Source organism: Zunongwangia pacifica, assembly GCF_023499215.1.
In the GTDB taxonomy this organism is placed as follows: domain Bacteria; phylum Bacteroidota; class Bacteroidia; order Flavobacteriales; family Flavobacteriaceae; genus Zunongwangia; species Zunongwangia pacifica.
This window is the reverse complement of record NZ_JAKHSK010000009.1, coordinates 139,970-153,861: the sequence shown is the minus strand read 5'-3', so window position 1 is coordinate 153,861 and position 13,892 is coordinate 139,970. Positions and strand designations below refer to the sequence as shown.

At 36.8% G+C, this 13,892-nt stretch carries 16 protein-coding genes, 1 tRNA gene and 1 pseudogene; 10 read left to right on the top strand and 8 right to left on the bottom strand.

The window, feature by feature from the left end; all coding sequences use genetic code 11:
- Positions 1–107: pseudogene (locus L1967_RS22465) on the top strand (IS982 family transposase); the annotation flags it as partial.
- 220 nt (positions 108–327) lie between these two features.
- Here the strand turns inward: L1967_RS22465 and L1967_RS08390 are convergent.
- The 4 genes from L1967_RS08390 to L1967_RS08375 form a co-directional block, all read right to left on the bottom strand.
- The gene (locus tag L1967_RS08390) at positions 328–588 is read right to left on the bottom strand and encodes a hypothetical protein (protein WP_249601226.1); all 261 of its coding nucleotides are present in this window, start codon (positions 586–588) and stop codon (positions 328–330) included.
- A gap of 124 nt (positions 589–712) precedes the next feature.
- Positions 713–788: transfer RNA gene (locus tag L1967_RS08385), tRNA-His, on the bottom strand.
- A 61-nt stretch (positions 789–849) separates the two neighbouring features.
- Positions 850–1,566 carry a bacillithiol biosynthesis deacetylase BshB1 gene (bshB1, locus tag L1967_RS08380; protein ID WP_249601227.1) on the bottom strand — a complete coding sequence of 239 codons (717 nt, stop codon included), beginning with the start codon at positions 1,564–1,566 and terminating at the stop codon, positions 850–852.
- Positions 1,567–1,613: 47 nt separating this feature from the next.
- Positions 1,614–2,771, bottom strand: a complete 1,158-nt coding sequence (locus L1967_RS08375; RefSeq protein WP_249601225.1) for a trans-sulfuration enzyme family protein — start codon at positions 2,769–2,771, stop codon at positions 1,614–1,616.
- Between the two features lie 236 nt (positions 2,772–3,007).
- Between L1967_RS08375 and L1967_RS08370 the strand changes: the two genes are divergently transcribed.
- The 7 genes from L1967_RS08370 to L1967_RS08340 all read left to right on the top strand — a co-directional run bounded on the left by L1967_RS08370 (position 3,008) and on the right by L1967_RS08340 (position 9,151).
- Positions 3,008–4,747, top strand: coding sequence for a thiamine pyrophosphate-dependent enzyme (locus L1967_RS08370; RefSeq protein ID WP_249601224.1), 1,740 nt, complete (start codon positions 3,008–3,010; stop codon positions 4,745–4,747).
- A 109-nt stretch (positions 4,748–4,856) separates the two neighbouring features.
- The gene (locus tag L1967_RS08365; RefSeq protein ID WP_249601223.1) at positions 4,857–5,909 is read left to right on the top strand and encodes an NAD(P)-dependent alcohol dehydrogenase; all 1,053 of its coding nucleotides are present in this window, start codon (positions 4,857–4,859) and stop codon (positions 5,907–5,909) included.
- 117 nt (positions 5,910–6,026) lie between these two features.
- Entirely contained in the window at positions 6,027–6,404 is a 378-nt protein-coding gene (locus tag L1967_RS08360) for a PH domain-containing protein (RefSeq protein WP_249601222.1), read from the top strand.
- Between the two features lie 71 nt (positions 6,405–6,475).
- Positions 6,476–7,714, top strand: a complete 1,239-nt coding sequence (hutI, locus tag L1967_RS08355; RefSeq protein ID WP_249601221.1) for an imidazolonepropionase — start codon at positions 6,476–6,478, stop codon at positions 7,712–7,714.
- Complete coding sequence (locus L1967_RS08350; protein WP_249601220.1) at positions 7,714–8,727, top strand: arginase family protein; 1,014 nt, start codon at positions 7,714–7,716, stop codon at positions 8,725–8,727. Before hutI ends, L1967_RS08350 begins: the two co-directional genes overlap by 1 nt.
- 57 nt (positions 8,728–8,784) lie before the next feature.
- On the top strand, positions 8,785–8,937 hold the full coding sequence (locus L1967_RS08345) for a hypothetical protein (RefSeq protein WP_249601219.1): 153 nt from the start codon (positions 8,785–8,787) through the stop codon (positions 8,935–8,937).
- Positions 8,924–9,151: a hypothetical protein gene (locus L1967_RS08340; protein WP_249601218.1), complete on the top strand. Its 228-nt coding sequence runs from the start codon at positions 8,924–8,926 to the stop codon at positions 9,149–9,151. Before L1967_RS08345 ends, L1967_RS08340 begins: the two co-directional genes overlap by 14 nt.
- A gap of 51 nt (positions 9,152–9,202) precedes the next feature.
- Here L1967_RS08340 and L1967_RS08335 read toward each other — a convergent pair whose 3' ends face one another.
- The 3 genes from L1967_RS08335 to L1967_RS08325 are packed head-to-tail and all read right to left on the bottom strand — an operon-like array spanning position 9,203 to position 11,951.
- Positions 9,203–10,021 (bottom strand): SDR family oxidoreductase, encoded by an 819-nt coding sequence (locus L1967_RS08335; protein WP_249601217.1) that lies wholly within the window; start codon positions 10,019–10,021, stop codon positions 9,203–9,205.
- 43 nt (positions 10,022–10,064) lie between these two features.
- The gene (gene treA / locus L1967_RS08330) at positions 10,065–11,693 is read right to left on the bottom strand and encodes an alpha,alpha-trehalase TreA (protein WP_249601216.1); all 1,629 of its coding nucleotides are present in this window, start codon (positions 11,691–11,693) and stop codon (positions 10,065–10,067) included.
- 60 nt (positions 11,694–11,753) lie between these two features.
- Complete coding sequence (locus L1967_RS08325; protein WP_249601215.1) at positions 11,754–11,951, bottom strand: hypothetical protein; 198 nt, start codon at positions 11,949–11,951, stop codon at positions 11,754–11,756.
- Positions 11,952–12,073: 122 nt separating this feature from the next.
- Between L1967_RS08325 and L1967_RS08320 the strand changes: the two genes are divergently transcribed.
- Entirely contained in the window at positions 12,074–12,532 is a 459-nt protein-coding gene (locus L1967_RS08320; protein WP_249601214.1) for a GNAT family N-acetyltransferase, read from the top strand.
- Between the two features lie 70 nt (positions 12,533–12,602).
- Positions 12,603–13,409, top strand: coding sequence for an MBL fold metallo-hydrolase (locus L1967_RS08315; RefSeq protein WP_249601213.1), 807 nt, complete (start codon positions 12,603–12,605; stop codon positions 13,407–13,409).
- 115 nt (positions 13,410–13,524) lie between these two features.
- On the opposite strand, the gene L1967_RS08310 is transcribed toward L1967_RS08315, so the two are convergent.
- Entirely contained in the window at positions 13,525–13,875 is a 351-nt protein-coding gene (locus tag L1967_RS08310) for a hypothetical protein (RefSeq protein WP_249601212.1), read from the bottom strand.
- Positions 13,876–13,892: the final 17 nt, after the last annotated feature.

Here is a 13,892-nt window from a genome sequence, read left to right as displayed (position 1 = left end):
GTGCTTTGATGCCAAGGCACATAAACGCTGTAACGGCAAATGGGTTTATTCTAAAATTGATCTTGTTTGTAATGGCATTTCAGATCCATAAATGTATTTTAGAATAGGAAACTTGAGTTAACTAGATAAAGAATATCAAATCGCTATAAAATAAGAAGGATGATGCTTTCGCATCATCCTTCTTGTGGCTATAAACAACTTTTTAGATGAAGTGCGGTAGCTCCGCATACCATTAAAAGTTACTCTAATAACCGTAAAATTTTAGTTTTATTATAACCGAAACCGTTTTTTTTATAAAAAAGGGTGTTTTTCCCCTTTTTGAAGAATTTATATCGCGTAAAGATTAAACTTTGGATAAGCAGAAACCGAATAATTATTAGAACTGCATAACTCCTCATATTCTTCTTCAGTAGGAAGATCGAAATCCTCGAAATAACTGGAGAACAACTCTAATTCAGCATAACTATTTAAAATAATAACAAGACTTTCAAATTTTGGCAATGGAAAGGAAAATTCAAGTTTCGCTTCAACTCTTTGGTGAGTATCAAGAAAATCTTCAATACGCCTAATCTTATTTTTGGTTATCATTTATAATTGCTTAAAAAAGCTAAAATTAAAAAAATAATGGTTTGAATAAAAAACAGTGATATAAAATTTCGGGAAATTTGCTAAAACAAAAAACCCTGCTAAAAAAGCAGGGTTTCACAAATAAGGGTGGAAGACCGGGTTCGAACCGGCGACCTCTGGAACCACAATCCAGCGCTCTAACCAGCTGAGCTACATCCACCATTTCAAATTGCGGTTGCAAATGTAAACTATTTAAACAATTCCACAAAGAAAAAAATTCAATTAAATTAAATCAAATATCGAATCTACTGCTACATAGCGTTCTACAGTATAACCTTCGGCATATTCGGTATTGATAATTCGGCCTAAATCACGTGCTCTGTAGATAATACTGTCAAAAAAGTTATTGCTAGAGATGGGCGTATTTGGCTCGTCGCTATTAGGATCGTAAAACTGACTTTGATAGGCTTTTACCGCTTCCATCTTTTTATCCATGTATCCTGTAACGTCTACCACCACATCTGGTGCTATATTTTTCCACTGGATATAGTGAAAAACCTGTTTTGGCCGCCAGGCCTCCTGTTCTATCCCGTCTTTAGTTGTTTCAATACGGCGTAATCCACTTAAAAAACAGGCGTCACTTACCAGTTTAGAGCCACGGCCATGATCTATATGACGATCGTCTATGGCATTACAAAAAACAATCTCAGGCTTATATTTTCTTAGAATCTTTATAATTTCTAATTGATGCTCTTTATCGTTGGTAAAAAATCCATCGGCAAAACTTAGATTTTCGCGAACATGTACGCCTAAAATTTTAGCGGCATCGATCGCTTCCTTATCCCTAATTTCTGCCGTGCCACGTGTACCTAATTCTCCACGTGTTAAATCTAAAATACCTACTTTCTTACCACGCTCTATCTCTTTGGCCAAAGTGGCAGAACAACTTAACTCTACGTCATCTGGATGCGCTCCAACAGCCAAAATATCTAACTTTATCATTTTTCTATTTCAATTATTGCAATAAGGCTTTCCCCATGCTATTTTTATTTCTCACTAATATGCTTTAAAGCTTGTTCGATATCGGCTATTAAATCTTCTGATTCTTCAATTCCTACAGAAAATCTTAATAACCCATCTTTAATGCCCTGTTTGGCTCTTTCTTCAGGCGTTAACAAACCATGCGAAGTTTTTGAAGGAGAAAGAATAGTACTTTCTACTCCTGCCAAACTCATTGAAGACTTAATTAACTGTAATTGTTTCTGAAATTTCTGGGCATCTAAACCTTCAATAAGTTCAAAGGAAAGCATTCCTCCAAAACCTTTCATCTGCGCATTTGCCAATTCGTGATCGGGATGCGATTTTAACCCCGGATAATATACTTGAGCTACTTTATCATTTTCGTATAAATATTCCGCAAGGATTTGTGCATTTTCGTTTTGTGCTTTTACCCGCAAACCCATGGTCTTTAAACTGCGCTCTAAAAGCCAAACGGTATAATCACTTAAATTTCCTCCAAGATTTTTAGCCATCTGGAACACGGTATCAATTTTTTCTTCGGAAGAAATGACCACTCCGGCAAGAATATCACTATGCCCTCCCATATATTTAGTAGCTGAATGAATCACGATATCAATCCCTAAATCTATTGGATTTTGGTTTACCGGTGACGCAAAGGTATTATCGATCATACTAACCAAACCTTTGGTTTTTGCCAATTGGGCCACTGCTTTCACATCGGTAATGGTAAGTAAAGGGTTAGAAGGCGTTTCGATATAAATTACCCTGGTATTTTCTCTAATTTCAGCTTCAAACGAAGCTGGACTGGCATCTTTGGTAAAACTATATTCTATTTTAAATTTATCGAATTCTTCAGTAATCAAATTACTTGTTCCGCCGTATAATGTATTTTGTAAGACCACATGATCTCCTGTTTGCACGTGAGAAAGCAATGCAGTACTTACCGCTGCCATTCCGCTTCCAAAAATTAATGCAGCCTCCGCATGCTCCAGTGCTGCCATCTTTTTCGCCAAAGCGACCTGATTTGGTGTATTAAAATATCTTGGGTAGCGTTTTACTTCTACATCCTCAAATGCATACGAAGTAGACATATATAATGGTGAAACAGCTCCTTTAAATTTTGTGTCCTCTAGTTCTCCGGCATGTGTACAAATCGTATTAATGCCTTTATATTTTTTATTCATGAACCTATTTAAGTTTAGAGCGACTAATTTAAGAACTTAAGCTTGTAAATACTATAGATTAAAAAGCTTTCTGGCGTGAAGTCTTAAAGGAAACTTTATTCGAAATCGAAGTAGCACTAAAAACCCTTAAAACTTTATAAAATTATTTGGAATTACGATCAGGGCTTTACCACTGGTTTAACAGCAGTGTTAAGGCTTTAGCCTTACCTTTAAACTGATTAAAAAAAGATAAAATTATGGGAAAAACTGTTGCAGATCTTTTGGTTAACATGCTAGTTGAAGCTGGTGTAAAACGTGTTTACGCGGTTACCGGGGATAGTCTAAATCCTGTTAACGATGCCGTAAGACGTGATGGAAGATTACAATGGATTCATGTAAGGCACGAAGAAGCCGGTGCTTACGCTGCTTCTATGGATGCTGAATTGGACGGAATTGGTTGCTGTATGGGCAGTAGTGGCCCGGGGCATGTGCATTTGGTAAACGGACTTTATGATGCGAACCGCTCTGGCAACCCCGTTATTGCCATTGCCTCTACAGTAACCACAGACAAGTTGGGGACTGAAAATTTTCAGGAAACCAATGTAACCAAATTATTTGATGACTGCAGTAAATATTGCTTTATGGCAAATACTCCTGCACAGGCGGCACACGGTTTTCAAAGCGCAATTCAGCACGCCATTCATCAAAAAGGTGTTGGTGTTGTAGGGCTGCCAGGTGATGTAGCCTCTGCCGATGCCACACATATTACCACCTCTGAACAAAACTATTTTACAAACTCTAAATTACAGCCGGGTGAACAGGAATTAAAAACCCTTGCAAAAGTAATTAACGAGAACAAAAAGGTGATGCTTTACTGTGGTCATGGTTGTAAAGATGCACAGGATGAAGTGATGTTATTGGCTAAAAAACTAAACGCTCCCATGGGTTTCAGCTTCCGCGGAAAAATATATTTTGATAAAGAAAATAACCCTTATGCTGTTGGGCTAAACGGATTATTGGGAACAAAATCGGGCTTTAAAGCAATGCATGAAGCTGATACTTTGATACTTTTAGGGACCGATTTTCCTTATACCGAATTTCTTCCGGAAAAAAATACCATCATCCAAATTGATGAAAAACCAGAACGCATAGGCCGTCGTGCTAAAGTTAATTTTGGCTACCACGGAAAAATAAAAGATACTTTAGAGGCTCTTCTTCCGCTTTTAGAAACCAAGACAGAAACAAAGTTTTTAAAAGAAATGAGGGACCTTCATAAAGAGGTCGAAGAAAAATATTGTAGCTATGTTTTAGCAAAAGGAGAAGAAAAGAAAATTCATCCTGAATTTGTTGCCGCAATGATTGATGAAATTGCCAGTGACGATGCCATTTTCACGGTAGATACGGGAATGAGTGCGGTTTGGGCGGCCAGATATTTAAAAGGAAAGAAAAATCGATATTTAACCGGTTCATTTAATCATGGTTCTATGGCCAATGCGATGCCAATGGCTATTGGTGCTGGTTTGGGACATCCGGATAGACAGGTCATCGCGCTGTGTGGTGACGGCGGGATCTCTATGCTTTTAGGGGATTTAATGACGATTAGCCAATATAATATTCCGGCAAAAATTATCATTTTTAATAATGCTTCATTAGGAATGGTGAAATTAGAAATGCAGGTGGAAGGATATCCAGAATGGCAAACCAATATGGTGAATCCAGATTTTGCCATGGTTGCTAAAGCCATGAATATTCATAGTTGGGTGGTCGAAGATCCTAAGAATATAAAGCAGGCATTGCAGGAAGCTTTTGATCACGATGGCCCAGCGGTGGTTAATATTTTTACCGATCCAGATGCCCTTGCCATGCCACCACAAATAAATTTTGAACAAATTAAAGGTTTTGCAAAAACAATGGGAAAAATGATGCTGAACGGAAAAACGGCAGAAGTTATCGATACCGCGAAATCTGATATGAAATATCTAAAAGAAATTTTTTAACCCAAAGAAATTGATATAGATCAAGAAGTTGGGTTAAAAATAAGTTAAATATATCGCTCACGATTTAATTGCGACCCAATTAAGCTAATTTGGCTAAAAAGTGAATTTTATGAAAAGTACAGAGGTAAAAGCATTTGGAGCAAAGACAAACACTTCAGATTTAGAACAACTTCAAATTGATCGTCGTGAAACCCTTGCCGACGATGTAGAGATCGATATTTTATATTGTGGTGTATGCCATAGTGATATCCATACAGTAAGAAACGACTGGGGAGGTTCTCAATACCCAGTAGTACCGGGTCACGAAATTATTGGACGCGTGATTAGCGTAGGTGAAAACGTATCGAAATTTAAAGAAGGACAGCTTGTAGGTGTGGGATGTATGGTAGATTCTTGCCAGCATTGTGATTCTTGTAAAGAAGGTTTAGAACAATTCTGTGAAAACGGAATGGTGGGTACTTATAATGGAAAAGACAAACATCTGGGCGGTCACACGTTTGGTGGATATTCAGAAAAAATTGTTGTAGACCAGAAATTTGTCCTTAGCATTCCCGAAAATCTAGATACCAAAGCAGTAGCACCACTTCTTTGTGCCGGGATTACCACCTGGTCTCCACTAAGAAACTGGAATGTAAAAAAAGGTGATAAAGTAGGCGTAATTGGTCTTGGTGGTCTTGGCCACATGGGAATTAAATTTGCGCATGCTCTAGGTGCCAAAGTGGTAATGATTACTACTTCGCCTGGTAAAAGTGAAGATGCTAAAAAATTAGGAGCAGACGAGGTTTTAATCTCTAAAGATGAAGACAAAATGGCTGAACAGGCAGGAAGTTTTGATTTTCTTCTAAACACGGTACCTGTAAAGCACGACCTAAACCCATACATTAGTTTACTAAAAAGAGACGGTACTATGGTTATTGTTGGAGCGATAGAACCATTAGAGTTTCATGGAGGCGGATTGATAATGGGAAGAAAAAGCGTTGCCGGATCTATTATTGGCGGGATTAAAGAAACTCAGGAAATGTTAGACTTTTGTGGCGAACATAATATTGTTTCAGATATCGAAATGATCGATATGCAAAATATTAATAAAGCTTACGAGCGTGTTACCAGTAACGATGTAAAATATCGTTTTGTAATCGATATGCAATCGCTTAAAAACTAGGCTAAATCCTTATATTAGATAAATTATAACAAAGATTTATCACAACTGCCTTGAAGTTATGATCTGTAGATTTGTAACTTCAAGGCAGTTTTTTTTCATTAAAATCAAAATTAAATCATGAGTGTTTTTTCATCACTATTAGGTAACGCAGGAGCGATAAACAAAGAACAACTACAAGAGAAATATCAGAAATTATTAATTCCTTCTGAAAATATTGAAGCTGGATTTCAAATTATTAGAGATACATTTATTTTTACTAATAAACGATTAATCCTTATAGATGTACAGGGGTTAACCGGTAGAAAAATTGAATACTTTTCGGCTACTTACAAAAGTATTTCCCGTTTTAGTGTAGAAACTGCCGGTAGTTTTGATCTCGATGCCGAGCTTAAGATCTGGATTTCAGGAGAGCAGCAACCCTCAATTAAAAAAAGGTTTAATAAAAGTGTAGATATTTATGAAGTACAAAAGATATTAGCCTCTTTTGTACTATAATTTTATTTCGAGGCATACCCAATCCCTATTATCCAGTAATCTTTTTATCTTCGTTGTAAACGAATCGAACAATGAAGACTCTTTTCAAGAATATCAAAGAATTATTACAAATTCGTGATCCAGAAGTTAAAAAAGTTGCTGGCCGGCAAATGAAAGAATTACCTGCTATAAAAAATGCCTGGCTACTTATAGAGGAAGATAAAATCATCGATTTCGGAAAGATGGAAAATCTTCCTGAAATCGATTTTAAAAACAGTATTGATGCCAGTGGAAAAATAATTTTGCCCACCTGGTGTGATTCACACACCCATATCGTTTATGCCGGGAACAGGGAACAGGAATTTGCAGATCGCATTAATGGATTATCTTATGAAGAAATTGCCAATCGTGGGGGCGGAATTTTAAATAGCGCAAAAACGTTACAAGAAACCCCAGAAGATGAAGTGTACCAACAATCGGCTGCCCGATTAGAGGAAGTTATGAAACTAGGTACCGGAGCGGTAGAAATCAAATCGGGATACGGACTTACCGAGGAAGGTGAGTTAAAAATGCTTCGGGTTATTAAAAAACTTCAGCAAGATTATGATATTCCTATAAAAGCAACATTTCTTGGTGCCCATGCAATTCCTAAGGAATACAAAAGTGATCCACAAAAATATATGGATTTGGTGATCAATGAAATTTTACCAAAAGTGGCCAATCAAAACTTAGCGGAATACATCGATATTTTTTGTGAAAAAGGCTACTTTTCTGTAGACGACACCCACCAACTTTTAAGTGCGGCAAAAAAATACGGCATGAAACCCAAAATTCATGTCAACCAGTTTAATGCAATTGGAGGTATTAAAGCCGGAGTAGCACATGAAGCCTTAAGCGTAGATCATTTAGAAGTCATGACCAGTGAGGATATTGAAGCACTAAAAAATACCGCAACCATGCCGGTAGCCCTTCCCTCCTGTTCACTCTTTTTAAGTATTCCCTACACCCCAGCGCGAAAAATTTTGGAGGCTGAACTACCAATCGCTCTCGCAACAGATTTTAATCCTGGGAGCACGCCCAGCGGAAACATGAACCTTGTACTTTCCCTAGCCTGTATAAAAATGAAAATGACCCCGGAAGAGGCCATAAATGCAGTCACCATTAATGGTGCTTACGCAATGGAGCTTAGTGACAAAGTAGGAAGCATTACCAAAGGTAAAAAGGCTAACTTGATTATGACAAAGGAAATTCCATCATACACTTTTCTTCCTTATGCCTTCGGGAGTAATAATATCGAAACGGTTTTTATCAACGGAAAAGCGATTGAATAATGCGACATGTTCATTTTTATAATTTTGAAGATATTCAACATAAAATTGCTAGCCGGCAGGGTGAAACCAAGTTTGGTGAAAAGGTTGATTTTGTAAAAAACACTTCGGAATTATCTAATCTGAAGCAAAAATATATCCTTCTAGGCATTCCTGAAGATATTGGCGTACGCGCTAACTATGGCAAACCCGGTACTTCGAAAGCCTGGGATACCTTTTTATATTCGTTTTTAAATATTCAGGTAAACGATTTCACCTATCCATATAACATTGCGATTTTAGGTGAATTATCGGTAAAGGATTTGATGAAAAAAGCATCGAAATTCGATAAAAACAGTCCCGATTATTTTACAGAATTAGGCCAATTGGTTGAAGAAATAGATAACCGACTTTCGGCTGTGATCGCTGTTATTGTGGCCGCAGGAAAAATCCCGATTATAATTGGTGGTGGCCATAATAATGCCTTTGGAAATATAAAAGGAACCGCTACAGCATTAAATTCGGCTATAAATGTATTGAATATCGACGCCCATACCGATTTACGCCAATTGGAACACCGGCATAGTGGCAACGGATTCAGTTTTGCGAAATCTAAAGGATTTTTAAGCCGCTATTTTATTTTTGGATTACATCAAAATTACACGCCACAATATATCTTTGATGAAATAAAAGCCGATAAAAGCATCCAATTTCAGCTGTTTGAATACTTGATGGGAAGGGATTCAAATTATCTTCAAAATTCGCTAAAATCAGCAGCAGATTTTGTTGCCGAAGAAGCATTCGGGCTCGAAATTGATTGTGATAGTATTAAAGATTTTTCCAGCAGTGCGCAAACACCTTCAGGAATTCAGCTTGAAGAAATAAGAAACTTCCTTAAAACCTATAATTTCAGCAATTGTACCTATTTACATTTGTGCGAAGCGGCTCCTCCCGCAGAAAACCCGGCACAGGTGGGCAAAGCGTTAAGCTATCTTGTTTCCGATTTTATTTCCGAAGAAAAGGTCATAGAACTATAGATTTTTAAGCAACCTTTTAGTTTTGTTAGTATCTTGGAATTAGATATAAACCTGAAAATGAAAAAGCTACTTTTAATCAGCCTATGTATCTTTTTTGCTAGTTGTAGCGATAATGATACGTATACTGAAATTAATGGGAATTTTACTGGATTTTTTGAAAGAGGTGACCGTACGGCTAAAGTCAGTTTAAATTTTAATGATGGGATATAGCGGTGAAACGGAATTCGCAAAATTCCCGGCAATTTGTGAAGGAAAGTACGTAGTAAATAGCAACACAGTCTCTTTTTTCTCTAATGAATGCATCTGGACCGCCGAATTTAACTGGTCTTTGATCTTAAACGGAGACTGGAAGTTCACTTTGCGAGACAATGAACTTATTTTAAAGAATGAAATTGGCGATCGATATGTTTTAGAGAGAAACTAAAAGTTTTAGGATCATCCCAAAACCTTTAGTTTTTTTCTTTTATCTCAACTTTTATCCGTTCCCCTTAAATCCCGGGTAACAGGTCATTCCGCCATCTACATAAATAGTGGTTCCGTTGATGTATTCAGATTCATCTGAAGATAACCAGGCGGCCACACGGCCAATATCTTCTGGCTCTCCTATTTTGTCGTAGGGAATAGTTTCTTTCATTTTTTCACGACCTTCTTTGGTATCCCAGACCTCTTTATTAATATCGGTTTTTATCGCCCCTGGGGAAATACTGTTTACACGCACTTTTTTATGCGCATATTCCTGGCAAAGTGTTTTCATTAAAATCTGTATCGCTCCCTTAGACGCGGCATAATTGGCGTGACCAGCCCAGGGAATAATATCGTGCACCGAGCTCATATTGATTATTTTACCTAAGGATTTAGAAACTTCTAGTCGCATACCCCGCCGTAAAAATTCTTTAATGGCTTCACGGCAGCATAAAAATTGCCCGGTAAGATTCAGGTTAATTACCGCATTCCAGTCTTCTAAAGTCATTTCATGAAAAGCGGCGTCTTTTTGCATTCCGGCATTTGGGATACACACATCTACAGTTCCAAATTTATCGATGGTGGTTTTAAAAAGATTTAAAACATCTTTTTCTTTACTCATATCCCCTTTTATCACAATCGCCTCACCAGCTGCTTTATCTTCACTAATTTCTTGCGCAACTTCCTCGGCTTCTTCTTTACTGGAATGGTAATTTATCACCACATTCGATCCTTCTTTAGCGAGTGCAATGGCTACTGCTTTACCAATCCCAGAACTGGAACCAGTAATAATAGAGGTCTGGCCTATAAGTTTTTGATTTTCTTTCTGCATAACTTTTTTATTTAAAGTTAGCCAGATTGAAAGTCAATTCATGTTATTCAGAAGTTAATTTCTTATACACACCATTGCTCCAGCCAAATCCGTCCTGTGTTGGATATTCCCCTCCTCCACTCTCTTTAGAAAGATCTTCAACATTGTACTTTTCGGTCATTTTGTAGGTATTCTTATAAACTTTTTCGTTTAAGCTTGTCCATCGTTTTTTAATGGTATTGGCTAAATCTGAAATTTGATAATTTTGAAGTCCTTTATACGCAATCCATTGGAGCGGTGCCCAACCATTTGGTGCATCCCATTGCTGCCCGCTATGATTAGGAGTACTTACCACTCCGCCATCTTTTAATAACTGAGATTGGATAACCTTAGCTTCTTTTTTTGCCTGCTCTTTAGTAGCGATTTCGAAAAACAAAGGATAAACTCCGGCTACAGAAATTACCGGGGTATGTTCTCCCGCTTTAAAATCATAATCCATATAAAAACCGGTATCAGCATCCCAAAAATACTTTTCTATAGCTGCAGCGCGACTCTCAGCCAGTTCTTTATATGCTTTTGCTTTATCTGGATTTTCACTTATCAAATAGGCTTTGGCAATTGTTTTTTCTAAATGATAGAGCAGGCTATTTAAATCTACCGGTAAAATAGATGTGGTATGAATGGCCGATAAATTAAAGTTTCCGTTTTTATCTGGTTGTATCCATCGGCTTGAAAAATCCCAACCCGATTCGGCTGCAGCCCTTAAATCCTGGTAAACCTCGTCTTCGGTGCGCTCTTTATTTTCCTTAACTGCTTCTTGCGCTGTCTTTACATCTTCGCGATAGCTTTCGGGTCGTGGTGTGATTTTGTTATCATAATACCGATTAAGAATACTGCCATCTGGCATTCGTACCACTCTATTTAAAACCGAATCTGCTTCAGAAAGATTTTGCTGTCCTTCCATCCAAAATTGATATTCCTTTTCTAATTCAGGTAAATATTTCGTGTAAATCGTATCGCCTTTTTCTTCAGCTAAAATATCCAGCATTAGCGCATAAAACGGAGGCTGCGAACGACTTAAATAATACGTACGATTTCCGTTCGGGATAAATCCAAATTCGTTAATGAGATACGAAAAATTATCGATCATGTTCTGGATCGTTTCTACTTCGCCATCAACCTGCAAGCCTAACATAGTAAAATAGCTATCCCAATAGTAAATTTCACGAAATCGCCCACCGGGAATAATATAAGAATTAGGTAACGGAATTAAAGTCCCGCTTACCTCATCGTCAGCAGGTCGTTTTAAAACAAACCATAATTTTTTAATATGCGTAGCAATATCAGAAGAATCGGTTTTATATGCTTGTGAAGTTTCTTCTCCCGGAACCTGAAAATTATCTTTTATAAATTTTAATATCGCTTTATCACCTTGATCTTTAATTTTTTCATATTCAGATTTTATACTATCCAGCGACTTTTCAGGAACGGCATCTACAAACGTTTTGCTGTCACTGAATAAATTCTCGTTTTGCTGAATATCATAAAAAAGATCACCATATAATTCTTCTGGAGGTAAAATGAGAACCTCTTTCTCTTCTTTAGGTATTTCTTGTTTTGTTTCTTCCTTACAAGAAATAAAAATTAAAAAAGCCAGAAGCACATAAACTGATTTTGGAGAACATCTTATCATATTTTTTGGATTCAGTTAGAAGAAATATAAATATAGATAAGATCAACAACTTTTGGAAAATTAAGAACGTTTTAATGCTTTCTGGCGTCTTTTTATTCGGTGTGAACGATTATAAAAAAAATGAATAGAATCCAAATCATGCTTTTTAAGTTGCTTTTGTGGGACAATCGGCGCCCTCTTATCTTCCTCTCCAGATATGCCACTACAGGCCACAAAAAGAATGATACCTAAAATACTCATAGATTTGAAAAATTTCATTTTAAGATAGCGGTTTGATCTCTACAATTGTAGCCAAAATAAAGATACAGCAACATACCCATGCAAGGGGATATTTAGGGCATTATCAAGTAAAATGGTACTTTAGCTGAAAAAAGGGCAGCATGAACATTATAAGTTTTGAACCAAAATATAGTAGTCACTTTAAAAACCTGAATATCGAATGGTTAGAAAAATTCTTTTGGGTAGAACCCCACGATAATGAAGTTTTAGGAAACCCTGAAGAATTTATTATTCTGCCCGGTGGGCAAATTTTCTTAGTGAAAGAAAGTGAAGAAATTATTGGTTGTGTAGCATTAATGAAAATTGAAGAAAATATCTTCGAATTAACCAAAATGGCCATTTCTCCAAATCATCGTGGTAAGCAAATTGGCCAAAAGCTTATGAAACATGCCATTGATTTTGCGAATAAAATGGGTTGGAAGGAGCTTATTCTCTATAGCAGCAAAAAACTTGAAAATGCACTTCATATTTATAGAAAATTTGGATTTATGGAAATTCCTATAGAAGAAAACAATCCTTATGCCCGTGGAGATATTAAAATGAAGCTCAGCTTATCTTAAATCTTTTTAAAACAAGGTTTTGTTTTATTTGTCTTCTGTAATTTTATACTGCAATTAAAATCAAGCAAAAATGAAGAAACTAATTTTCACCCTCGCCACAATATCGGCTTTAATGGCCTGTAAAAATAATAAATCTGAAGCTGAACCGGGAGAAATGATCCCTCCAGAAGAAAGCACAGCAATAAATGATGACGTGAATGATCAGGAAGAAATGACTATTAATATTGAACCCATTTCACATGCCACAGCCGTAATTAATTGGGGGGACGCGGTTTTTTATACCGATCCTGTTGGTGGTGCCGACTTATTTACGGAAATGGATAAACCAGATTTTATTTTAGTTACCGATATTCATGGAGATCACATGAATGCTGAAACTTTAGAAGGACTTCAGCTTGGTGACACTAAAATTATTGCTCCACAAGCCGTTAAAGAGCAGTTACCAGAAACTTTACAGACTAACCTAATGGTCATGGCAAATGGAGACAAAACCCAATTAGAAGGATTTACCATTGAAGCTATCCCGATGTATAACCTACCCGAAGCCGATGATGCCATGCACGTAAAAGGGCGTGGTAATGGTTACGTTTTAGAAAAAGACGGAAAACGATTATACATTTCTGGAGATACAGAGGATATTCCTGAAATGCGTAATCTTAAACACATAGATGCTGCATTGGTTTGTATGAACCTTCCTTACACCATGCCGGTAGAGCAAGCCGCCGAAGGTGTTTTAGCCTTTGCCCCTAAAAAAGTATATCCTTATCACTACCGTGGTAAAGATGGTCTTGCTGATGTTGAAAAATTTAAATCGCTGGTTGAAGAAGGTAGTGACAGTATTGAAGTAATTTTACTGGACTGGTATCCAGAAATGTAATTTTCTATTTGTATTAAAATCTCAATTTTTGAGCAAAAAATAAGGCTGTGAGTTGATGTGCTCACAGCCTTTGTAGTTTTCTACGTTTATTGATTGATCTTTAGAACCGGGCTGGTTAGGCGCTTGCTTTAAGGGTAACAGGTAATTTAAACTCTTCTACATCTGGATCAACGGGACAGTGTATTTTCTTGTAATTCAGTTTTTCCTTAATAAAACGCTCTATAGTTTCATTTTCTGCTTCTACAGATAAAACAACAATTTCGTGATCTTTATTAATTGCTAAAAGAACATTCGCTCTGGTATCTTTTTTAAGTTTTAATTTATGATGTTTTAGTAAAGAAGAAATTTCTATACTCATCATTCTTGGATCTGGCTTAGTAGCTTTTTCTAGATTATTTGCATTTACAGCCAATGTACTGCAAATGGCTATTGCTAAGGCTAGCAATAAAGATTGGAATTTTTTCATGATTAAAAGTGTTTAAA